Here is a 22,704-nt window from a genome sequence, read left to right as displayed (position 1 = left end):
AGTGAGGGTAACGGGCAGGTAGGGACGGCTGCCGGCGGAAACCACCCTTACCACCCGGCTGACCACTGGTTTTTCAGGCATTGACGGCGTCTCCCGACCGAGTTAGCTTCCGAGCACTGAAAAGAAAGTTTCTTTTCAGTGAGTACGGCGCCGTGCTCCTCCCGCCAGTCTCTGAGGAGCCAACTTGAGACGGATCATCCTCCGGCTCGTCGTCGCGTTCGCGGCGACGGCCCTCCTCGCCCTGCCCCACTCGACCCCGTACGCCCGCGCGGCCACCGCCCCCACCGCCACCTTCAGCAAGGACTCCGGCTGGGGCACCGGCTACCAGGGCAAGTACACGATCACCAACGGCGGCTCCACGACGCTCACCGGCTGGAAGGTCGAGTTCGACGTGCCCGCCGGCGGCTCGGTCGGCGCGTACTGGGACGCCCTGATGACCCAGAGCGGCACCCACTACACCTTCACCAACCGGGAGTACAACGGAACGCTCGCGCCGGGCACCTCTGCGAGCTTCGGCTGGACCGGCGCTCCCGAGTCGGCCACGCCGATCAACTGCAAGCTCAACGGGCAGCCGTGCGACGGCAGCGGAGGAGGAGGCGGAGGCGGCGACACCTCGCCGCCGACGGCGCCCACCGGTCTGCGCGTGACCGGCACGACGTCGAGTTCGATCAGCCTCTCCTGGACCGCGTCCACCGACGACGTCGGCGTCACGGGCTACCGGGTGTACGAGGGGTCCACGGTGGTGGCGACGACGACCTCCACCAGCGCCACGATCGGTGGCCTCGCCGCGAGCAGTAGCCACACCTACTCCGTGACCGCGCGGGACGCGGCGGGGAACGAGTCCGCCAAGAGCGCCACCGTGTCCGGCACGACGCAGCCCGGCGGCGGTGGCGGGGGCACCTACCAGAAGGTGGGCTACTACCCCCAGTGGGGCATCTACGGCCGCAACTTCTGGGTGAAGAACCTCGACACCGACGGCGCGGCCGGGAAGCTCACCGTGCTCAACTACGCGTTCGAGAACCTCGACCCGACCAACCTGACCTGCGCCGAGACCACGAAGGGCACGACGTCCAACCCGGAGGACCCCGACCAGGGCACCGGCGCGGGTGACGCGTACGCCGACTACGGGGCCTCGGTGTCGGCGGCCAACAGCGTCGACGGCGTCGGCGACACCTGGGACCAGAAGCTCAAGGGCAACTTCAACCAGATCAAGAAGCTCAAGGCGAAGTACCCGAACCTGAAGGTCCTCGTGTCGATCGGCGGGTGGACGTACTCCAAGTTCTTCTCCGACGCCGCCAAGACCGACGCCGGGCGCAAGAAGCTCGTCAGCTCCTGCATCGACATGTTCATCAAGGGCAACCTGCCCGCGTCGTCCGACGGCACCGGCGGGCCGGGCACCGGCGCGGGCGTGTTCGACGGCATCGACGTCGACTGGGAGTGGCCGGGCAGCCCGGACGGGCATCCCGGCAACCACTACGACCCGAGCGACAAGGCGAACCTCACCGCGCTGCTCGCGGAGTTCCGCAGCCAGCTGAACGCCCTCGGCAGCGGATACCTGCTGACCGCCTTCACCCCCGCCGACCCGGTCAAGGTGAACGCGGGCTGGGACCTGTCCAAGATCTTCAACTACCTCGATTTCGCCAACGTGCAGGGCTACGACTTCCACGGCTCGGGCAGCGACAACTCCTGGGAGCCGAACCGCACCGGCCACCAGGCGAACCTGTACGTCGACACGGACGACCCGTACTCCACCCACTTCAGCGTCGACTCGGCCGTGAAGGTCTACACCGACGCCGGAGTGAGCACCCGGAAGCTCACCATCGGGATCCCGTTCTACGGCCGGGGCTGGCAGCAGGTGGCCGACGGCGGCAAGAACGGCGAGTGGCAGACGGCGAACGGCGCGGCGCCCGGCGACTTCCCCGAGGAGGCGGGCACGCGCGGGTACAAGAACATCGCGGCCAACGTTCCGGGCTGCACCGTCTACCACGACGAACAGGCCGTGGCGACGTACTGCTACACCGGCGCGAACGGCCAGTGGTGGTCCTTCGACGATCCCTGGTCGATCGGCAAGAAGACCGACTACATCAAGTCCAAGAACCTGCTCGGCGCGATGATCTGGGAGATGTCCGGTGACACCGGTCCCCTGATGACCGCCCTCGACAGCGGCCTGCACTGATCCGTACGGGCCGGCGCTCTCTCCGGGAGCGCCGGCCCTTCGCCGCCTCTCCGGGAGCTCCGGCCCATCGCCGCTGCTCACCGGGACTCGTCCCGGCCCTCCCGTACGCGGCATAGGGTTGGGCCCATGGTGGATGCCGGAGCAGTGGTCGACCTGCTGAAGGACGCACGGGAGCGGCGCACCGCCCCGCTGATACTCGAACTGGACCTGACCGACGGGCTCGTCGAGGGGCCGCCCGCCGACCCGGTGTCCGCGGTGCTCTCGATGCGCCGGGCGCACCTGCGGGACGTCCTGGACGGGCTGCGCAAGGGCCGTTCGGACCCCCGCGTCAGGGCACTGCTCGTACGGATCGGCGGCAACCGGCTCGGCCTCGCCGTGGCCCAGGAGCTTCGCGCGGCCGTCCAGGCGTTCCGTGACGCGGGGAAGCTGACGGTGGCGTGGGCCGAGTCCTTCGGCGAGACCGGCCGCGGGACCGTTCCGTACTACCTGGCGACCGCGTTCGAGCGGATCTACCTGCAGCCGTCCGGGGACCTCGCGCTGACCGGCGTGGCCCTTGAGGAGCCGTTCTTCAACGAGGCCCTCGAAAAGGCCGGGATCACGCCGCGCTTCGCCAAACGGCACGAGTACAAGACGGCCGCGAACACCTTCACGGAGCGCTCGTACACCCCCGAGCACCGGGAGATGTCCGACCGCATCGTCTCCTCCATCGGCGAGCAGCTGATCGCGGGTGTGGCCGCCGGGCGCGGGCTGCCGGAGGACCGCGTCCGCGAGCTGATCGACCGGGCGCCGCTCCTGGGCCCCGAGGCCCTCGAGGCGGGGCTGGTCGACCGGCTCGCCTACCGCGATGAGGTCTACGCCGACGTACGCGCCGCGGCCGGTGGTCCCGGCGCGGAGGCCCGGCTGCGCTACGTCGCGCGGTACAACCGGGCCCAGGGGGTGAGCAAGCGCATCCCCCGCCCCCAGCAGGACGTCGTCGCGCTGATCCAGGGGCACGGGCCCATCCGGCTGGGCCGGAGCGGCCGCAGCCTCCTGCCGGGGCAGAGCGCGTCGATCGGCTCGGACACCATCGCGGCGGCGTTCCGCGCGGCGGTCGGGGACGACAAGGTCAAGGCCATCGTGTTCCGGATCGACAGCCCCGGCGGTTCGTACGTCGCCTCGGACACGATCTGGCGCGAGGTGATCCTCGCCCGCAAGGCCGGCAAGCCCGTCATCGTGTCGATGGGCAACGTCGCCGCCTCGGGCGGCTACTTCGTCGCGGCTCCCGCCGACGTCATCGTGGCGCAGCCGGGCACGCTGACCGGCTCGATCGGGGTCGTCATCGGCAAGCCGGTCGTCGGTGACCTGCTCGACCGGCTCGGCATCGGGCTCGGCAGCGTGGAGCACGGCGCGCACGCCCGGATGTACGCGCCGACGCGTGACTTCACCGACGAGGAGTGGTCGCGGGTCAACACGTTCCTCGACCGGGTCTACGACGACTTCGTCGGCAAGGTCGCCGAGGGCCGGGCGCTGTCCCCCGAACGCGTGCACGAGCTGGCACGGGGACGGGTGTGGACCGGCGCCGACGCCCACGAGCGCGGCCTGGTCGACGAGCTCGGCGGGCTGGCCCACGCCGTCGACCTGGCGCGGAAGAAGGCCGGGCTGGCCGCCGACGCGCCGATCCGGACCTACCCGCGCGTCTCGACGCTCGACCGCCTGCGCCCCGCCGAGTCCAGCGACGACCGTACGGCCGCGAGCGCACGCGTCGACGCGTGGGGACCGCTCACCGGCGTCGCCGCCCGTCTGGGCCTGCCCTCCGGCGGCCCGCTGATGCTGCCGGGCGCCTGGGAGATCCGCTGATGTCGGATGCGCTGACGGTGGCCGGCCGGGTGTCCGCGCCGGCCACGCGGTGACCGTGGGCGAGGTGGCGCCGGCCGAGTTCACCGAGGCGCTGGCCGCGTTCGCGACCGGCGTCGTGGTCGTGACCGTACGGGACGGGCGCGACGACATCGGCACGACGCTGACCGCGTTCGGCTCCGTCTCCCTCGCCCCGCCGATGGTCCTGATCGGCGTCGGCACCGGCTCGTACCTCGGCGAGGTCCTGCAGCGGTGCGACCGCTGGGCCGTGACGGTGCTGTCCGCGGCGCAGCGGGTGATCGCGGGCCGGTTCGCGGCGGCGGGCCGGCCGAGCGCCCGGCTGCTCATCGCGGGTGAGCCCCACCATCGGGGCGCGGGTTCCGGCGCGCTGGTGATCGAGGGAGGATCGGCCGCCCTGGAGTGCGAGACCCGGCAGCGTGTTCCGGCGGGCGACCATGTCCTCTTCATCGCCGAGGTCCTCGCGATCGACTACGTCGACGCGGGACGGCCGCCTCTGATCCGCGTCAACCGCCGCTACCGCTGACGCTCCCCCGGGCCGGTTCTCTACGCGAAGAGATGCGAAGCGAGTGACGAGCATCAGAAGAATTTCAGGCGCTCGACGTCCGTGGATTCGGCTTCCCGTATATAGACGGCGCCGCCCTCATTCATGACCTTTTCCAGAAACGCATAGACCTGGAGCGCCCGGTTGATCACATCGGTCTTGGTGTCCCGGGTCAACCGGACCACCTCGTCGAGCGCCGCGGCCGAACGCGGGGTCAGATTCACGGTGACCCGCTCCAACGGGCTCTGGGAACGGCCGGCCGCGGATGCCTTCCCCCGCTCCGGTTCCCCCGTCGCGGCCCCCGGCGTCTCGGGCATGGCGTCCATCAGCCTCTCGTCTCCGGGCCGGAGGGCCGGCCGGCGGTCCGCCACTGCCACAGCGAGCGGCCTCGACACAGCCGGTGTTCCCTCTGCGCGTGCTCGTACGCCACAGCGCCACCAGGGTCGGTGAGCCGGCCAGAGCGCCGCGTCCCGCACGTCGGTCCCCCGGCCGGGACGGCGCCTCGGCCGCGCACGGATACCGCACAGTAGCCATTCTCCGGAAAGGCGTCTATCTGCGTGGATACCGCATGGGACGACTTTGCCCCGGTTAGTAGTCCCATGTCGCCGTAGGACATGTTCACGGGTCATTCGTGACACTTGTCCCTAGGCGGCCCATCGGGCTCCCTGCCATTCTTTCTTCTCGTAGCGCCCGGGAAACACCCGACCAGCCCATCCCGAGCAGAGGACGCAGCGGTGGAAAAGCAGTACGAACTGTATTGCCAGAAAGACAGGCTCTTCTATGACGTCTTGGACGGTCAGGAGCGCCCGGCTTTCACCATCGCCGACGAGGCCCTCCCCGAAGGATGGCAGCGAGTTCGCCGGAATGAATGGCTCATCTACGTTCCGCCGGCGCAGGACATTCCCCAGCAGGGTTGGAAGATCCACGTCTCCGCGTGCCACGATAACGCCGAAGGCGTACTGACCCGGGTCCGTGACTACTGCGTTCCCCGGGCGATCTCGTTCAAGCACCTGCGCAGTTCCGACGTCCTTTTCATGCGCAACGCGAAATACGCGCCGCGCGGCGGAAGCGGGAAACTCGTCACCATCTACCCCCGCGACGAGGCCGAACTCGAGCGGATTCTTGACGACCTCGGCGAGATTCTGGCGGGCGAGCCGGGTCCGTACATCCTCACCGATCTCCGCATCGGCGACGGCCCCCTCTACGTGCGCTACGGCGGTTTCATGGAACGCCATTGCAAGGACGAGGACGGGCGACTCGTCTCGGCCATCGAGGACGGGAACGGCCGGCTCGTGCCGGACCGCCGTGACCCGGTCTTCCGGGTGCCGGACTGGGTGACCGTGCCGGACTGCCTGCGACCGCACCTCGACGCCCGCGCCGCCGTGACGATGGCCGGCCTGCCGTACCGCGTCACCGAGGCGCTGCACTTCTCCAACGGCGGAGGCGTCTACGCCGCCGAGGACACCCGGACCGGGGAACGCGTCATCCTCAAGGAGGGCCGGCCGCACGCCGGGCTCGCCGCCGGCGGCGCCGACGCGGTCACCCGCCTCCGCCGGGAGCACGAGATGCTGGAGCGGCTCGCCGGAATCGACGGCGTGCCCGCGGTCCACGACTACTTCACCCTCGGCGACCACGAGTTCCTGGTCCAGGAGTTCGTCGAGGGACGGCCGCTCAACACCTTCTTCGCCGAACGTCACCCGCTCCTCGACCCGGAACCCGACCCGGACCGGATCGCCGAGTACACGGCCTGGGCGCTGAAGATCTACGAGGGCACCGAGCGCGTCGTCGAGGCCGTGCACGCACGCGGCGTCGTCTTCAACGACCTGCACATGTTCAACATCATGGTGCGGCCGGACGACACGGTCGCGCTGATCGACTTCGAGACGGCGGCGCCCGTCACCGACGAGGGCCGGCAGATCCTCGCCAACCCCGGCTTCCTGGCCCCGCCCGACCGCCGGGGCGCCGCGGTCGACCGGTACTGCCTGGCGTGCCTGAAGCTGGCGTTGTTCGCGCCGCTGACCACGATGCTCCAGGTCGACCGTACGAAGGCCGCTCATCTGGCCGACGTGATCAGCGAGTGGTTCGCCCTGCCCGAGGGGTACCTGGAGTCGGCCGTCGAGGAGATCTCCCGCGACGTGGCCACGGGAACCCGGCTCGTCGGAGTCCGCCCCTCCCTGCGGCCCGACGCGGCCGGCTGGGAGGACGCGCGCTCGGCGCTGAGCAGGGCGATCCTCGCCAGCGCGACGCCCGAGCGGGACGACCGGCTCTTCCCCGGCGACATCCAGCAGTTCGGCGGCGGCGCGCTCGGGCTGGCCTACGGCGCGGCGGGCGTCCTGTACGCCCTGGACGTCACCGGCTGCCCGGTCGAGCACGAGGACTGGCTGATCCGGCACGCGACGAACCCGGAGCCCGGCAGCGGCCTCGGCCTGTACGACGGCCTGTACGGCGCCGCGTTCACCCTCGCGCACCTCGGTCACCTGGAGGCGGCGGGCAAGGTCGTCGATCTCTGTCTCGGCGAGCGGTGGGAGCGTCTCGGCACCGACCTGTACGGCGGGCTGCCGGGCGTCGCGCTCACGCTGGAGCGGCTGGCCGGCCCTCTGGAGGCCCCGGCCCTGCGCGACGCGGCGGCGAAAGCGGCCCAGATCGTCGCCGACCAGGTCCTGGCGGCGACGGAGGCCCCCGCTCGGCCGGGCCTGCTGCGCGGCATGGCGGGCCCCGCCCTGATGTTCATCCGGTTCTACGAGCGCACCGGCGACCCGAACCTCCTCGACCTCGCCGCGGCGGCCATCCGGCTCGACCTCCGGCGATGCGTGACCGACAAGGAGGGCGCGCTGCACGTCGAGGACGGGTCGCGGATCCTGCCGTACCTCGGCCGGGGCAGCGTCGGAATCGGCCTGGTGATCGACGACTACCTCGCGCACCGCGAGGACGAGCGGTTGCGTACGGCCCGCGAGGGGATCCGGCTCGCCGCCAAGTCGGTCTACTACGCCCAGGCCGGGCTGTTCGGCGGCCGCGCGGGGATGGTGCTGTACCTCGCCCGCCAGGGCGATCCCCGGGTGGCGGCGCACATCCGCGACCTGGCGTGGCACGCCCTCTCGTACGAGGACGGCCTGGCGTTCATCGGGGAGAACCTGCTGCGGCTCTCGATGGACCTGGGCACCGGCACCGCCGGCGTCCTGCTCGCGCTCGGCGCGGCACTGCACGACCAGCCGGTCCACCTGCCGTTCCTCGCGGCACCAGAGCTACCCGCGAGAACCCTCGCGGGTGTCGGAGACACGGACACGGTGAGGAGGTGAAACACGATGACGCTTCTCGACATGCAGGGCATGGAGTCCACCCCGGGTGGTGGCGGCGGCGAGGCCAACAGCAGCCTGAGCCTGCTGTGCCACAGCTCCAACAGCATCACGCTCTGCCTCTGATGACGAACGCATGGCACCGGGAGCCATGGCTCGGGCCATGCGGGCAGGGAGACCGATGACGGCGAGTGGGCTCGTGATTCGGGCGATCCGCGACGGCGGCGTCTGGGCGAGCCTGCTCGCCGTCACCTCTTTGCTGCGGGCGGGAGCGGAGACGCTCCTGCCGGCCGTCCTCGGCCGCGCCGTGGACGGCGTTCTGCACGACGGCGGGGCGTCCACCTGGCCTCTCGTCTACGCCGCCCTGGTGGCCGCGGCCATGACCGGGGACGTCCTCACCGAACTCGCGATCGGGACCAGCGCGGCGGCCGCGACCGCGCGGATGCGGCACCGCTTCGTACGCCGTCTGCTGGCCCTCGGCCCGTCGGCCGGGCCGTCCGGCCTCGCGGCGGGCGACATGACCAGCCGGGCCGTCACGGCCACCACCGACACCGGCCTCGCCCCGTCCGCCCTCGTCCTCACGGTCACCGCGGTCCTGCCCCCGGTCGGCGGGATGATCGCCCTCCTGCTGATCGACCCCTGGCTCGCGCTGGCGTTCGCGGTGGGCCTGCCGCTCATCATCGCGGTGCTGAACGCGTTCGTCCGGGACACCTCCGCCGTCGTCGGCCGCTACCTGGCCGTTCAGGGCGCGATCGCCGGCCGGCTCGTCGAGGCCCTGGCCGGCAACCGGACGGTCGCGGCCGCCGGAACGGCCGACCGCGAGACCGCCCGGATCCTCCAGCCCCTCCCCGAGCTCGCCGAGTACGGGCACCGGACCTGGCGGGTGCAGGCGGCGACCGCGGGAAGGGGCACCCTCGCCGTCCCGCTGCTGCAGCTCGCGGTCCTGGCCGTCGCGGGGTACGAACTGGCGGCCGGGCGGCTGACCCCGGGCGGCCTGCTGGCCGCCACCCAGTACGCCGGGCTCGGCGCGGACGTCGGCCCGGTGATCGTCCAGCTCGGCCGGCTGGCCCGCGCCCGCGCCGGGGCCGCCCGCCTGCTGCCGGTGCTCGACCGGGAGCCGCCCGCGTACGGCACCGCCTCGCCTCCCGAGGGGCCCGGCTGCCTGGAGTTCCGCGGGGTGTCGGCCGCCCCGGCGATCGAGCGCCTGGACCTCACCGTCCCCGGCGGCCGCGCCGTCGCCGTCGTCGGCCGGTCCGGATCGGGCAAGTCGGTGCTGGCCGCGCTGGCCGGCCGCCTCGCCGAGCCGGACGCCGGCGAGGTCCTGCTGGACGACGTACCGCTGCGGGACCTGAGCCACGCGGCGCTGCGGAGCGCGGTCGGCTACGCGTTCGCCCGGCCCGCCCTGTTCGGCGCGACGATCGCCGAGGCCATCGGCGGGGACGCCGTCCCCGCGGCCCGCGCGGCGCGGGCGGACGGGTTCATCCGCCGCCTGCCCGCCGGCTACGCGACCCCTCCGGACTCCGCTCCGCTGTCCGGCGGTGAGCTGCAACGGCTCGGCCTGGCCCGCGCGTTCGCCCATCCCGGGCGGCTGCTGGTCCTCGACGACGCGACCTCCAGCCTCGACACCGTCACCGAGGTGCAGATCGGCGAGGCCCTCACCCGCGATCCGCGCACTCGCCTGATCATCGCGCACCGGGCCGCGACCGCGGCCCGCGCGGACCTGGTCGCCTGGCTCGACGGGGGGCGGATCCGCGCCTGCGCGCCGCACCGGGAGCTGTGGGCCGATCCGGAGTACCGGGAGGTGTTCCGGTGATCTTCCGGCGGCGCACGCGTCTCACCGGCACGCGCGTGCTGGTCACCACGCTGCGGCGCCATCCGCGCGAGGCGGCGCTGCTGGGGATGTGGTCGGTGGTCGAGGCCGCGCCCGTCCTGCTCTTCGGCCGGTCCGTCGCGGGCGCGACGGACGCGTTCCTGGCCCACCGCATGGCGACCGGGCTGGCCTGGCTCGCCGCGATGGCGGTGACCGCGGCCGTCGGGGCGGTCGGCAGCGCGGGGACGTACCGGCCGCTGGCCGGGATCGTCGAGCCGTTCCGCGACGCGCTGGTCCGCCGGGTCGTCGGCAGCGCCGTCAACGAGGCCGTCCGCACCGGCCGCCCGGGCGAGGCGGCCGTCGCCCGGCTCACCCAGCACGTCGAGATCGTCCGCGACACGTTCTCGGGTGTGCTGCTGCTGGTCAGCGGATTCGTGTTCACCCTCGCGAGCGCGCTGGCCGGGCTGACGGCCCTGATGCCGGTGACGCTGCTCCTCGTGGTCCCGCCGGTCGTGGTGGGGCTCGGCCTGTTCCTCGGCGTCGTGTCGCGGGCGATGACCCGTCAGCGGGAGCTCATCCTCGCCGAGGAGCGGATCGCCGCGTCCGCGACCGGCCTCGCCGCGGGGCTCCGTGACATCACCGCCTGCGGCACCGAGGACGCCATGGCCGCCGAGGCCGGGCGGCTGATCGACGCTCAGGCCGCGGCCGCCCGGTCGGTGGCGCGACTCGCCGCCGCCCGCACGATCGCCCTGGCGGTCGGCGGGCGCCTGCCGCTCCTGGCGATCGTCGCCGCCGCGCCGTGGCTGCTGCGGCACGGCGCGACGCCGGGCGCGGTGCTCGGCGCGCTCACGTACGTCCTGCAGGGCCTCGCCCCGGCGCTGCACACCGCCATCCGGGGACTGGGCGGCAGCGGACTGCGCCTCGCGGTGACCCTCGCCCGCCTGATCGAGGCCGGTGAGGTCCCCGCCGTGCCGCGCCCGACCGGAGGCGGCGGCGACCTGCGGATCTCCGGGGTGACCTTCGCGTACGGACCGGACGCCGAGCCCGTGATCGACGACCTGTCCCTGTCGGTGCCCGACGGCGACCACCTCGCGATCGTCGGGCCGAGCGGCATCGGCAAGTCGACGCTGGCCCTGCTCGTCGCCGGGCTGCTCACGCCCGCGCGCGGCACCGTGCTCCTGGGCGGCACGCCCGCCTCGGAGGTCGCCCCGGAATACCGCACGCTCATCCCGCAGGAGGCGTACGTCTTCGGCGGCACGCTGCGGGACAACCTGTGCTACCTGCGCGGAGACACCGAGACGCCGGGCAACGACGAACTCGACGCCGCGGCGGACGCCGTCGGCCTGACCGCCCTGGCCGAACGCCTCGGCGGATACGACGCGGAGGTCGACCCGGCCGCGCTGTCCGCCGGGGAACGCCAGCTCATCGCGCTCACCCGCGCCTACCTGTCCCCGGCGCGGCTCGTCCTGCTGGACGAGGCCACCTGTCATCTCGACGCCGCGGCCGAGGAGCGCGCCGAAGCGGCCTTCGCCGCCCGGCCCGGCTCCCTCATCGTCATCGCGCACCGGATGACCTCGGCGCGGCGCGCGCGCCGCGTGCTCATGCTCGACGGCACGCGGGCCTGGCTCGGCGGCCACGAGGACCTGCTCGCCCGCTGCGAGCCGTACCGCGCCCTGCACGGACACTGGGCGGCGGACGGCCCGGCGCCGGCCCACGTCCTCGCCGACGCGGATGGCGTCGTACCAGAGCACGTCGCCGTCGAGACGGACGGCGTCTCCTCAGAGCCAGCCCGCGTCGTCGGCGATACGGATGGCGTCGACCCGGTTGCGCGCCCCTATCTTGCCGATGATGCGCGACATGTGGTTCCGGACGGTGCGGACCGACAGGAAGAGGTGGTTCGCGATCTCAGCGGATGACGCTCCCTGCGCGGCCAGCCGCAGGACGTCCAGTTCACGGTCGGTGAGGGGGCTTTCAACGGTCTCGAGGGCGGCGAAGGCCAGTTCCGCGTCGATGACGCGCTCGCCCTGCGCGACGCACCGGACGGCGTCGGCGAGGTCCTCCGGGGGTGTGTCGATGAGGAGGTAGCCCATCACCCCGGCGGCCACCGCACGCCGCAGGTCGCCCGGCCGGCGGCGGTCGGCCATGATCAGGATCCCGCAGGAGGGCAGTTCGTCATGCAACGCGCGCGCGACCGCGAAGCGGTCGCCCCCCGCTAACCCGGTGCCGATGAGGGCGACGTCGGGGTCGGTCTCCAGGGCAGTGGGCAGTGCCTTGTCCGCGGACTCTAACGCGGCGCCGACCGTCATATCGGGCTGTGCGTTGAGCAGGGCGACGAGGCCGCCACGGACCAGGTTTGTATTCTCCACGATGAGAACGCGTATCATTCCCGCCTCTTGGCATTTCGATTCCACCGAACCGACGATTCCCCGGGTCCGGCGAAATCCTTTGGTACGCCGGCTCAGTGCATCAGGTCACCGACGACTAACCGTGAGAGGCGGACTTCAGGCAGTAGGTGGCCACGCAGGTACATCAGGAGGCTCCCGAGGGGCTGGGGGCGATCCCCTCAAGAGTGGATGACGACGTGTTAACAGTCAATCCCGCATCGTGGCGTGGCCACCTCGGGCCGCGTCAGTAACCGGTTACATCGACAAGATCAATTAATAGGATAATTGACGAAAGCCATTTCTGAATTGTCAGGCGGGCAGTCCGGACCGCCATACCCGCGCGACCTGCGGCACTCCCGGCCGGTAGGCGAGATGGATGTGCGAGGGAGCGTCGAGCAGGAGCACGTCGGCCCGCGCACCGGGCCGCAGGTGCCCCACGTCGGTCCGTCGCAGGGCCCGCGCGCCGCCTTCGGTGGCCGCCCGTACCGCCTCCTCCGGCGTCATGCGCATCTCCCGCACCGCGAGGGCCACGCAGAACGCCATGCTCGAGGTGTAGCAGGACCCTGGATTGCAGTCGGTCGCCAGCGCGACCTTCGCGCCGGCGTCGATGAGACGGCGGGCGTCGGGGTACGGCTGGCGAGTGGAGAACTCCACGCCGGGCAGCAGGGTCGCGACCGTCTCCGAGTCCGCCAGCGCGGCCACGTCCTCGTCCGACAGGAACGTGCAGTGGTCGGCCGACGCGGCGTCGTACTCGACCGCGAGCCGGACGCCCGGACCATGGCCGAGCTGGTTGGCGTGCAGGCGCGGGATCAGCCCGGCGGCCCGGCCCGCCGCCAGGATCTCCCGGGTCTGGTCGGCGTCGAACGCCCCTCGTTCGCAGAACACGTCGATCCACCGCGCGTACGGCGCGCACGCCTCGAGCATCTCCCCGGCGACCAGCCGGACGTAGTCGCCGGCGTCCGTCCCGTTCGGGACGACGTGCGCGCCCAGGTAGGTGACCTCGTCGACCAGTTCGGCGGCGATGCGCACCGCGCGCTCCTCGTCGGCGACGGTCAGCCCGTACCCCGACTTGCACTCGATCGTGGTGGTCCCCTGCCGGACCATCTCCGCCACCAGCCGCCGTACGCCGGCCCGCAGCTCGTCGTCGGAGGCGGCCCGGGTCTTCGCGACGGTCGTGCGGATGCCGCCGGCGGCGTACGGCCGGCCGCTCATCCGCGCGGCGAACTCCTCCGCCCGCTCCCCCGCGAACACCAGATGGGCGTGGGAGTCGACGAACCCGGGCAGCACCGCCCGCCCGCCGGCGTCGACGACCTCGTCCGCGGCCGGCGCGGCGGCCGCCGGGCCGGCCCAGCCGATCCGGTCACCGTCGATGACCAGGGCGGCGTCCTCGATCGCCCACCGCTCCGCGTCGGCCCCGACCAGCTCCCCGATGTTCGTGATCAGAATGCTCACGCCCGCCTCCCTCTCCCCGCCAGCATGGCACCCCCACCGCGAAACCCCAGGGAGCGGGAAGCGGACACCGTCTGAGATACGAGACGGCCGGGCCGCCGCCCGCGGTCACCGCGCGCGCCGGCTTAGGCCGCCTCGCCCGCGCGGATCTATGGATCGGTCTCGGCCTCCGACGCCCAGTACGGAGCAGAGGCCAGCTCACGGTAGACGGGATCGGATCTCAGCAGGGCCGCATGCGGTCCGACGGCTCGTACGCCGCCCTCGATGAGCAGCACGATCTGATCCGCCTTCGCGGCGACCGACACCCGGTGGGTGGCGGCCAGGACCACCCGGCTGTCCGCCTCCCGCGCCAACGAGTCCAGGAGCGTGCGCTCGCTGACGGCGTCCAGTTGGGAGGTGGCCTCGTCCAGGAGCAGCACGTCCGCGCCGCGCAGCAGCGCCCGGGCGACCGCCAGCCGCTGCCGCTGGCCTCCGGAGATCGCCACCCCGCGTTCCCCCACCGGCGTGTCCAGGCCCCTCGGCAGGGAGCTCGCCCAGTCGTCCAGGGCCACGGCGCGGAGCGCGCCTCGCACGTCGGCCGAGCCCGGACTCGGCACGCCGTACAACATCGCCTCCCGCACGGTCTCGCCGAGCAGCGCGGCCTCCTGCTGCACGTACGCGAGCCTCCGCCGCAGCTTGTCACGTTCCAGTTCACGCACGTCGACCGCGTCGAGCAGGACCCGGCCCCGGTCCACATCGGCGAACCGCAGGATGAGGCCGAGCAGGGTCGTCTTGCCCGCGCCGGACGGTCCGACGAGCACGGTGAGGCCGCGGCGTGCCGCGAAGCTCACATCGCGGAGCACGGGCCGGTCGTCATAGCCGAACCACACGCCGTCGAACCGCACCTCGGGAGCCGGGCCGCCGTTCGAAGCGGTCCGGGTGGCCCGCTCGGTGCCGCGGCCTCTGGAGGGCAGTTCCTCCGCCTCCGCCGGCAGGGAACGCAGTGCCTCGATCCGCCGGACGGCCGCCAGGCCCTGGGCGATCTGGGGGATGGTGAAGGCCAGCGAATCGATCGGCTCTCCGAGGAACATCACGTAGAGCAGGAACGCGACCAGGTCGCCGACGCCGATACCGCCGGACACGACCCGCGCGCCGCCGACGGCGAGGACCACCAGGAAGGTCACGTCGACGGAGACCGCGGCGAGCATCCCGAGGAACGCCTCGACGCGCACCGCCCGCCTTCCGGCCCGGAAGGCGGCCTCGGCCTCGGCGCAGGCGTGGTCCGACTCCGCCTGTTCGGTGCCCGACGCCTTGACGGTACGGAACGCGATCAGCGCGCGCTGCATCGACGAGGTCATCGCGGCGACGCGTCCCTGGGTACATTCGGTGGCCTCTCTGATCCGCTGTCCCGCGACCATCTCTCCCAGAGCGGTGATCACGAGTACCCCGACGACCACCCCGAGCATGAGCACGTCGATGGTGCCCATCAGCACGAGTGCCGCCAGCACGACGACCGGGGTGGCGGCGGAGCGTACGAGGGCGTCGCCGACCGTGTCCCCCAGCAGAGTGGTGTCGGTGCCGATGCGGGAGAGGACGTCGCCGACCGGCCTGCGCTCGACCGTGGCCACGCTGCCGCCCAGCACCCGCCGCACCAGGGCGCACCGCAGATTCGTCACGAGCCGCAGGGCGCCGCGGCCGAGGAACAACGTGCAGGTGCCCGACAACGTCATCCCGATGACGGCGAGCCCACCGAGGACCATCAGCGGATGGGACAGGCTGCCGCCGGCCTTCACTTCGTCCAGGACCCAGCGTGCGATCAAGGGCTGGGACAGCGCGGCCGCGTTCCCCACCAGTTCGAGCACCATCATCACGGCGAGGAACCACCGCATGTCATGCACATAGCGCCAGAGAACGCGCAGTGATCCGCTCGACCCGTCGAGCCCGCTCATCGAGCTCACCATTCGACCGGTATGGCCAGCGGTGACTTGGCCGGTGACTCGTCCTCCCACGGCAGCTCGCTCTCGTCGACGGCCAGGCGCAGGCCCGGGAAGCGGTCGAGGAGGCAGTCGAGCGCCACCGCGAGTTCGGCGCGGGCCAGGTGCACGCCGATGCAGTAGTGGGCGCCCTGGCCGAAGGTCAGGTGCGGGTTGGGATCCCGCCGCAGGTCGAGTCGATCGGCGCCGGGGAAGACGGAACCGTCCCGGTTGGCGGCGGCGAGCACCGGCAGCACGGCCTCACCGGCGTGGATCGTGTGTCCGTGCAGGTCGATGTCCCGGGCCGCCTGCAGGACGACGACGCCGTTCATCACCGGCAGGTAGCGCAGCAGTTCCTCCACCGCCCGCGGCATGATCCCGCGGTCGTCGCGGAGACGGGCGAACTGGCCGGGCCGCGTCAGCAGGACGAGGATCGCGTCGGCCAGGAACATGGTGCAGGTCCGGTAGCCGGCCATGAGCATGGACAGGCCGAAACAGATCACCTCCTCCCGGTCGAGTTCGCCCTGGTCGCATCGGCGCACCAGCCGGGTGAGCACGTCGTCCCCCGGCCGGCGCCGTTTCCGGGCGATCAGCTCGGCGATGTAGCTCCGCAGCATGTGAGTGACCTCGCGTCCTTCGTCGAGGGTCACCAGCGCGCCGAGTGCGGCGTCGGCCATGGGCAGGAAGTAGTCCCTGTCCTCATAGGGGATGCCCACCAGGTCGCACATCACCAGGAGCGGGAACGGTTCGGCGAAGTCGGGGGCGAGGTCGGCCGGTCGGCCACCGGCCTCGATGTCGTCGAGCAGCCCCTCGGCCAGCGCCCGGACTCGCGCCAGACGACCCTCCACGGTGTGGATGGCGAACTCGTCGGCCAGCGCCCTGCGCAACGCGGCGTGCCGGGGGCCGTCCAGCTCCATCATGGTCGTCAGGCCGGGGCCCGGCTCCGGGACGTCCTCAGGGCGGATGGGCCAGGCGTTGATGGTCGGCCTGACCAGCCGGGCATCCGCGAGCAGCGCCCTGACGTCGGTGTAACGAGTGACGTACCAGGCGGCGGCGCCCATCGGCGTGCGGACCCGGGCGACCGGGCATTCCCGCCGCAGCCGTCGGTACTCCTCGATCGGCCCCATCGTCCCCGGCGGTCCGAGCGGGAAGTCCACGACCGGCGGCCGTTCCCGGTCCGCCGTCCTCCCGGCCGGCGACGCGTGGTCGGACGGTGTTCCGCTCGCGGTCATCTCGTCCCCCTTCCGGCCGCCAGGCGGTCACCCGCGCCCTGCCGCAGACGCGGGATGTATCCGGTCGAGAGGAAGTACGCGAGGTACCGGTCGAGCAGCGCCTGGTCGACCGGCGGGCAGCGCAGGCCGCTGCCGGCGAGGTCGCGGTCGACGTTGTCACGTCCCAGCGACGGGAAGGTGCCCTCGAAGTACATCTCCTTGACCGAGATGTCGGTCTTGTTGCTGCGGTCGACGCACAGCGGCAGGAAGGGCGCGGTCGGGCTGGTCGGGTGCTCGGCGATGTGCCGCACCAGTTCGGCCACCCACCGGGGATAGGGGAGTGTGGTGATGTCGCAGCCCGCCGCGCGCATGCGGTCGAGCATGTCGGCCAGCCGGGCGGGCCGGGGGTTCGTCAGGTGATAGACCCGCCAGGCGGCGGGACGGCTGGTCGCGAGGTGCACGACGGCGTCGGCCAGGTAGTCGACGGGGACGAAGTCCATCGGCAGTGGCACGTCCGGCGCGAGGCCGGTCTCGGCGATGGTCTTGAACAGCGAGCAGATCGCGGTCTCGGTGTTGCACGCACCGTTGCGCCGGTCGCCGGTGATCTCGTAGGGGCGGTACACGGCCACCGGGAGCCCCAGGGCGGCGGCCTGCCGGAGCACCCGCTCGGCGACCCACTTGCTCTCGGCGTATCCCATCGTCAGCCGGTCCGCGTGCGCGAGGGGCAGGTCCTCATCGACGCGCTGCACCCCGGCCGTCCCGAAGCCCGCGACCACCGCGACGGTGGACAGGAAGTGCACCGGGACCCGGCGTGGAGCCGCGAGCCTGATCACCGACCGCGTCCCGTCCACATTCGCCGCGCGCAGTTGCGCGTAGGGGTACAGGAAGTTGACCTCGGCCCCGGCGTGGAACACCAGGTCCAGCACTCCGGCGAGCTCGGCCGCGTGCTCGGCGGACAGCCCGAGCCGGGGCGCGGTGAGATCCGCGGGGAAGCACGCCACCCGTTCGGTCGCCCCTGGTGGGGCGAGGCCGAAGCGGGCGAGGTTGGCCGCCAGCCGTTGCGTCGCGCGTCGCGCGTCACGTGCTCGAATCGGGCAGTGCACCGTGGTCGAGGTCGACCGCAGCAACCGGTCGACCAGGAAGGCGCCGACGAACCCGGTGGCCCCGGTGACGAGGGTGTGCCGAGGTTCGTCCCAGCGTGGCGCGGGGCCCTGTCGCGGCGGGAGGTCGAAACCCAGGACCGCCTCGGCTTCGAAGTCCATCGTCCCGGGGGCCGCCGCGTCGGTGCGGCGAACCTCGTCGACCGCCTCGGCGTAACCGGCGAGGGTCGGTTCGCGCAACAGCCGGCGGATCAGTTCGCTGCCGTGCCGCGCGTCCATGCCGAGTGCGGCCAGTGTGCGGGCGACGACCTCGGCGGCCAGCAGGGAGTCACCGCCGAGGGCGAAGAAATCGTCGACGGGCGTGGGGCGGACGCGCAGCGTGTGCTGCCAGATCTCGGCGAGGACGTCGGCCGGGCCGGTCACGGCGCACGGCGCGGATCCCGGCCCGGCCCTGATGTCCTCGGCCGCCTCCGCCGCCAGGCGCCCTCTGTCGACCTTGCCGGCGGAGGTGAGGGGAAGGCGTTGCAGGACGACCAGCCGAGACGGCAGGGCCGGGGCGGGCAGCCAGTCGGCCAGGTATCGGCGCAGTTGCACCGGCGACACCGTTCCCCTGGGGCCGGCCGGTGTGACGTAGCCGATCAGGTGCTCGGTGTCCGCGGCGTCGCGGACGACCTCGGCGACGGCCTCGCCGACGGTGCGGTGCGCCCGTAGCCTGGTCTCGACCTCCTCCAGTTCGATGCGGTGACCGCGCAGCTTGACCTGCCGGTCCATCCGGCCGTGATAGCGGAGCGCGCCGTCGGGGAGCCAGGACGCCCGGTCGCCCGTGCGGTACAGGCGCGTGCCGGGTGTGCGGGGATCGTCGATGAAACGCTCGGCGGTCAGCTCCGGGTCGCCGAGGTAGCCCAGCGCCAGCCCGTCTCCGCCGACGAGGAGTTCACCCGGCTCGCCGACCGCGGCCGGAGTGCCGTCCGGCCGCAGCACGTGGCAGGTGGAGTTGGCCAGCGGGCGGCCGATCGGCACGTCGTCGGCTCCGGGCGGCAGGTCGCGGACCACGTGGGCGGTGGACACGACGCTGTTCTCGGTCGGCCCGTAGAAGTTGACCAGGGTCGTGTCCGGACAGGCCGCCTGGACCGCACGGGCCAGGGCCGGGTCCATCGCCTCGCCCCCCGCCGAGACGAAGCGCAGACACCGCAGCGCCTCGGGCATGGTCCGCGCCACGTTGTGCAGCACGCCCGTGGTCAGGTACGCCACGGTCACCCGCTCGGAGCGCAGCCGCCGGTGAAGCGCGGCGGGGGACAGCAGATCCTCCCGGTCGACCAGCACGAGGCAGGCCCCGTTGAGCAGGGCCGACCAGATCTCGATCGTGGACGCGTCGGAGGAGAGCTCGTAGGCGTGGAGCACTCGGTCGCCGGATCGCGGCCGTGACCCCGCGACGTCGGCGTAGGCGAGCCGGACCACGCCGCGGTGCGGCACTCCCACCGCCTTGGACCGACCGGACGAGCCCGAGGTGGCCATCACGTAGGCGCAGTCGAGCGGCGCCGCCTCCACGGGCGGTGGCCCGTCGACCGGCTTCGGCACGGGGACCGCGTCGTCGGACAGGTCGACCCGGGCGCGCAACCGGCGCACCCGGCACGTCGCGCCCGGCAGGACCACCGCCGTCTGCACCCCCGCGTCCTCGGCCAGGGCGCGCAGCCGCGCGGGTGGCATCGTGTCATCGAGCGGGACGTAGGCGGCGCCGGCCTTCAACACCCCCAGGACGGCGACCAGAGCGTCCAGTGAGCGCCCGCCGCAGACCGCCACCGGGTCCCCCTGCCGTACGCCCGCGCCACGCAGGCGCGCGGCCAAGGCGCCGGAGCGGTCCCGCAACTCGCCGAAGGTCAGCCGGCGGCCTGCGTGCACGGCGGCCACCGCGCCGGCCTCTTCCACCGCCCGGGCGTCGAACAACCCGTGCAGGCAGCCGTTCCGCGGATAGTCGGTCGCGGTGTCGTTCCACTCTGTCAGCGCGGAGTCGGTCCGGCAGCGCTGAACAGACATGCCGAACTCCTTTACCGATGATTGACACGACGCGCAACTACCGATTACTCGGTCGACTGGAACTGCCGCGCGAAGGCGGTGAAGTCGGCCGTTCTCCACCGCTGGGGCCGCATCCGAAAGGTCATGTACTCCTCGAGCTGGTGTCGGTTCGCCGCGAGATAGGCGACGGCGGTGTCCCGGTCGAGATAGCGATGGGCGACCGCCTCCCACTCGGCCTTGTCCAAGCCGTCCTCCACCGCGACGACGGGCCCCTCGACGCTGACATAGCGGTAAGGAGGGGACTCGCTCTGCGCGCAGAGACTGAACCGCCGGGCCCGCCTGATCAAATCGGCCTTGGTCGAGCTCCGGGCCGTCAGGACGGTCACCACACCGCCGGGCTCATAGCCGTACCAGACCGGCACGAGCAGAGGGGCGGACGTTCCCCGCGGATCGGTCACCCCGAGCACCCCCACGTGCAGGTCCGCGAGAAACCTCTCCCGACAATCGCTTGACATGGTGAGGTTCATCTACGCCCTCCACCCAAAAACTGTCGAGATGCGTCTTCTCCGGACGAAATGCCCGCCAACCCGCCGCTGAAACCCGCCACAACACGGAAAGGCATCACCCGGGCCAGGCGATTACCACGCTTTTCCAAAGAATGACCCGCCATTACGGAATGATTGACCGGATAAAGTTTCACGTGCCGATGAAGCGGAGACCACTGACCAGGTGAAGCCTCCCGAAGTCGCCGTGCGAACGCTGTACGAGGAGCTGCTCGCCGCGTGGAACCGACGCGATGCCCGGGGGTACGCGGCGCTGTTCGCCCCCGACGGCGCGCTGATCGAGTACGACGGCGGCCACGTTCCCGGCCTCCGGATCGAGGAGCACCTGACCCCGGTCTTCGTGGACGACGCCCTTCCGTCGTACGTGTTCAAGGTGCGTGAGGTGCGGCCGCTGAGCGATGAGGTGGTCCTGCTGCGCGCCATCGCCGGCATGATCCCGCCAGGGCGGACCGTGCTGGATCCGGCCGCCAACACCGTCCAGTCACTGGTCGCCCAGCAGCGGTCGGGGGTCTGGCGGATCGCGTTGTTCCACAACATCCAGGTGCGGTACCGGGGCCGGCCCGAACTCGCCCGGCAGCACACCGACGAACTCCGTCAAGTACTCCGCCGATCCGCCGATCGCGCCGACGGGAACAGGAACGGGCGGCCGATCTAATCCGCACCGGACGCGTTCGCGCCGGTCCCGCCGTGCTCTCGCAGCAGGGAGCCGAAGTCCTCCCGGCGGTTGCGGTGGGGAAACGGCGCGTCCGGCACCGGCCTGCCGAGGAATTCGCACAGCGGCTCCCAGCCCTGAGCCACTTCGAAGATCAGCAGCCGGTCACCGGGCAGTCGCCCGCGTACCGCCTCGATATGGTCGGCGAAGATCCGCAATGCGTGCCCGCGGTCCGTGAAACGCCCCTCGAACACTCCGTCCCATATGACCTCACGGACCATGAGGCGCATCTCGGCCAGAGTGGGTGAGGCGGGAGGCGAGTCGTCCATCGCGGCGCGGTGAATGGTGCCGAGGACACTGTCGTACCAGCGTTCCGGATCACGGATGGTGAGGATGACCTTCGCCGCCGGATAACGCTCCGCCAGCTCGCGCCAGAACCGTGCACCCGGCCAGTCCACGGTCGAGCGGTATCCGCGGTAGACCTCGTCCCAGTCCACGGCCTCGCCACGGGCCGCCCTCCGCCACAGCCGGACCTCGTCCGGCTTCTCGAGCAGTCCGAGCATGTGGTGGCAGGGGGCGAAGCCGAGCCGCTCCAGCGCCATCTTCAAGGAGAGCGTGCCGGTACGGCCGAAGCCGGCGCCGATGACCTCCAGCATGGCGGCTCCTTCCCGCAGGAGGGTCCGGTCGTTCGTCTCAGGCGCCGCGGAGAAGGACCGCCCAGATGGTCGCTCCCGGCCCGAACGCCAGCGCGACGCCGTGTTCTCCGGGTGCGAGCGGGCGCAATCTCTGAAGGCGCCCGAGTACACAGATGACGGCCGGCCCGGCGGTGTTGCCGTACTCCCGCATCACCGCGCGTGAGGCGTCCACCGAGCCCGCCGGCAGTGCCAGTTCCTCGGCCACCCGGTCGATGATCCGGCGTCCTCCGGGGTGGAGCGCCCACCACCGTACGTCCGCGCGGGAGAGGCCGTACCGGCCGAGCAGGCGGTCGGTCGGGCCGGCGACGGCCGCCGCGGTGACGTCGGGCATGGTGGGGGCGAGGCGAACGCGCAGACCGCCATCGCCGACGTGGATCTGCAGGTCGTCGGCGAACTCGGGCGCATAGAACGTCTCGGTGTCGAGGATGTCCAGTCCCCTGACGTGCTCCATTCCCGGGCGCACCACGACCGCGGCGGCACCGTCCCCGAAGATCGTGAGGACGACGGCCTGCTCTTTGTCGTACGGCGGTGGCGGCAGGTACGGCGAGAAGAGGTCGGTACAGACGAGTACGGCCGGGCGGCCATGGGTCTCGACCCAGTTCCGGGTCGTGGCCAGCGCGGGGAGCGCGGCGTAGCAGCCCATCGGGCCGAGCGATTGGAACTCGGTGTCAGGCCGCATCCCCACCTGGGTGATCAGCGCGTCCAGGCCCGGGGCGGAGTGCGTCGTGGTGGTGGCCGTGACCAGGAGACCGACGTCGTCGGGTCGCAGGCCGTCATCGGCCAGGGCCCGGCGAACCGCCTCCATCCCGAGGCTGCGGGCCACCGCCAGGCTGACCTGCATGCGACGCGCGGTTCCCCAGCCGCGAGGGTCGTCGGCGAGCGGGTTGACCGCCATCCCCTTGGTCTCTATCGCCGCGTTGCGGACCATGTCCACGACGTTCTGGCCGCCGGCGTCGTCGGCGAAGAACTCGGCGAACTCCTTCATCCTGATCAGAGGAGGGGAGGTGAACG

General features: G+C 72.0%; 16 protein-coding genes and 1 pseudogene. 8 read left to right on the top strand and 9 right to left on the bottom strand.

Annotated elements, in window-relative coordinates; translation table 11 throughout:
- Positions 1–184 precede the first annotated feature (184 nt).
- The 3 genes from NE234_RS00990 to NE234_RS00980 all read left to right on the top strand — a co-directional run bounded on the left by NE234_RS00990 (position 185) and on the right by NE234_RS00980 (position 4,553).
- The gene (locus tag NE234_RS00990) at positions 185–2,176 is read left to right on the top strand and encodes a glycosyl hydrolase family 18 protein (protein ID WP_252775903.1); all 1,992 of its coding nucleotides are present in this window, start codon (positions 185–187) and stop codon (positions 2,174–2,176) included.
- Positions 2,177–2,302: 126 nt separating this feature from the next.
- Positions 2,303–4,012: a signal peptide peptidase SppA gene (gene sppA, locus NE234_RS00985; RefSeq protein ID WP_252775900.1), complete on the top strand. Its 1,710-nt coding sequence runs from the start codon at positions 2,303–2,305 to the stop codon at positions 4,010–4,012.
- Between the two features lie 55 nt (positions 4,013–4,067).
- Positions 4,068–4,553: a flavin reductase family protein gene (locus tag NE234_RS00980; RefSeq protein ID WP_252775898.1), complete on the top strand. Its 486-nt coding sequence runs from the start codon at positions 4,068–4,070 to the stop codon at positions 4,551–4,553.
- Positions 4,554–4,606: 53 nt separating this feature from the next.
- Here NE234_RS00980 and NE234_RS00975 read toward each other — a convergent pair whose 3' ends face one another.
- The gene (locus NE234_RS00975; RefSeq protein WP_252775897.1) at positions 4,607–4,897 is read right to left on the bottom strand and encodes a ribbon-helix-helix domain-containing protein; all 291 of its coding nucleotides are present in this window, start codon (positions 4,895–4,897) and stop codon (positions 4,607–4,609) included.
- Between the two features lie 408 nt (positions 4,898–5,305).
- On the opposite strand from NE234_RS00975, the gene lanKC reads away from it, so the two are divergent.
- The 4 genes and pseudogenes from lanKC to NE234_RS45140 form a co-directional block, all read left to right on the top strand.
- Complete coding sequence (lanKC, locus tag NE234_RS00970; RefSeq protein WP_252775895.1) at positions 5,306–7,867, top strand: class III lanthionine synthetase LanKC; 2,562 nt, start codon at positions 5,306–5,308, stop codon at positions 7,865–7,867.
- A gap of 6 nt (positions 7,868–7,873) precedes the next feature.
- A complete protein-coding gene (locus tag NE234_RS00965) occupies positions 7,874–7,990 on the top strand; it encodes a SapB/AmfS family lanthipeptide (protein WP_252775893.1) in 117 nt (38 codons plus the stop codon).
- 55 nt (positions 7,991–8,045) lie between these two features.
- Positions 8,046–9,677 (top strand): ATP-binding cassette domain-containing protein, encoded by a 1,632-nt coding sequence (locus tag NE234_RS00960; RefSeq protein WP_252775891.1) that lies wholly within the window; start codon positions 8,046–8,048, stop codon positions 9,675–9,677.
- An 86-nt stretch (positions 9,678–9,763) separates the two neighbouring features.
- Positions 9,764–11,146, top strand: a pseudogene (locus NE234_RS45140) (ATP-binding cassette domain-containing protein); the annotation flags it as partial.
- A 306-nt stretch (positions 11,147–11,452) separates the two neighbouring features.
- Here NE234_RS45140 and NE234_RS00950 read toward each other — a convergent pair.
- The 6 genes from NE234_RS00950 to NE234_RS00925 form a co-directional block, all read right to left on the bottom strand.
- Positions 11,453–12,040, bottom strand: coding sequence for a response regulator transcription factor (locus NE234_RS00950; protein ID WP_308206819.1), 588 nt, complete (start codon positions 12,038–12,040; stop codon positions 11,453–11,455).
- Between the two features lie 327 nt (positions 12,041–12,367).
- On the bottom strand, positions 12,368–13,510 hold the full coding sequence (gene hutI, locus NE234_RS00945) for an imidazolonepropionase (RefSeq protein WP_252775888.1): 1,143 nt from the start codon (positions 13,508–13,510) through the stop codon (positions 12,368–12,370).
- Between the two features lie 146 nt (positions 13,511–13,656).
- Positions 13,657–15,435 carry an ABC transporter ATP-binding protein gene (locus NE234_RS00940; protein WP_252775886.1) on the bottom strand — a complete coding sequence of 593 codons (1,779 nt, stop codon included), beginning with the start codon at positions 15,433–15,435 and terminating at the stop codon, positions 13,657–13,659.
- A gap of 5 nt (positions 15,436–15,440) precedes the next feature.
- Positions 15,441–16,691, bottom strand: coding sequence for a cytochrome P450 (locus tag NE234_RS00935; RefSeq protein ID WP_252775883.1), 1,251 nt, complete (start codon positions 16,689–16,691; stop codon positions 15,441–15,443).
- Positions 16,688–19,804, bottom strand: coding sequence for an amino acid adenylation domain-containing protein (locus NE234_RS00930; protein WP_252775881.1), 3,117 nt, complete (start codon positions 19,802–19,804; stop codon positions 16,688–16,690). The genes NE234_RS00935 and NE234_RS00930 overlap by 4 nt, the downstream gene beginning before the upstream one ends.
- A 44-nt stretch (positions 19,805–19,848) precedes the next feature.
- Positions 19,849–20,298 carry a pyridoxamine 5'-phosphate oxidase family protein gene (locus tag NE234_RS00925; RefSeq protein ID WP_256528162.1) on the bottom strand — a complete coding sequence of 150 codons (450 nt, stop codon included), beginning with the start codon at positions 20,296–20,298 and terminating at the stop codon, positions 19,849–19,851.
- 214 nt (positions 20,299–20,512) lie between these two features.
- Here NE234_RS00925 and NE234_RS00920 point away from each other — a divergent pair, with 214 nt between their 5' ends.
- The gene (locus NE234_RS00920; RefSeq protein WP_252775877.1) at positions 20,513–21,001 is read left to right on the top strand and encodes an SgcJ/EcaC family oxidoreductase; all 489 of its coding nucleotides are present in this window, start codon (positions 20,513–20,515) and stop codon (positions 20,999–21,001) included.
- On the opposite strand, the gene NE234_RS00915 is transcribed toward NE234_RS00920, so the two are convergent.
- Together NE234_RS00915 and NE234_RS00910 are read right to left on the bottom strand one after the other, a co-directional pair.
- The gene (locus NE234_RS00915; RefSeq protein WP_252775876.1) at positions 20,998–21,654 is read right to left on the bottom strand and encodes a sulfotransferase family protein; all 657 of its coding nucleotides are present in this window, start codon (positions 21,652–21,654) and stop codon (positions 20,998–21,000) included. The two genes, NE234_RS00920 and NE234_RS00915, sit on opposite strands and share 4 nt — an antisense overlap.
- A gap of 37 nt (positions 21,655–21,691) precedes the next feature.
- Positions 21,692–22,678, bottom strand: a complete 987-nt coding sequence (locus NE234_RS00910) for a type III polyketide synthase (RefSeq protein WP_252775874.1) — start codon at positions 22,676–22,678, stop codon at positions 21,692–21,694.
- Positions 22,679–22,704 lie beyond the last annotated feature (26 nt).

This window comes from Actinoallomurus rhizosphaericola (assembly GCF_024055675.1).
Classification (GTDB): domain Bacteria; phylum Actinomycetota; class Actinomycetes; order Streptosporangiales; family Streptosporangiaceae; genus Actinoallomurus; species Actinoallomurus soli.
Note: the sequence above shows the minus strand (reverse complement) of the source record. Positions and strands in the feature narration are given on the sequence as shown.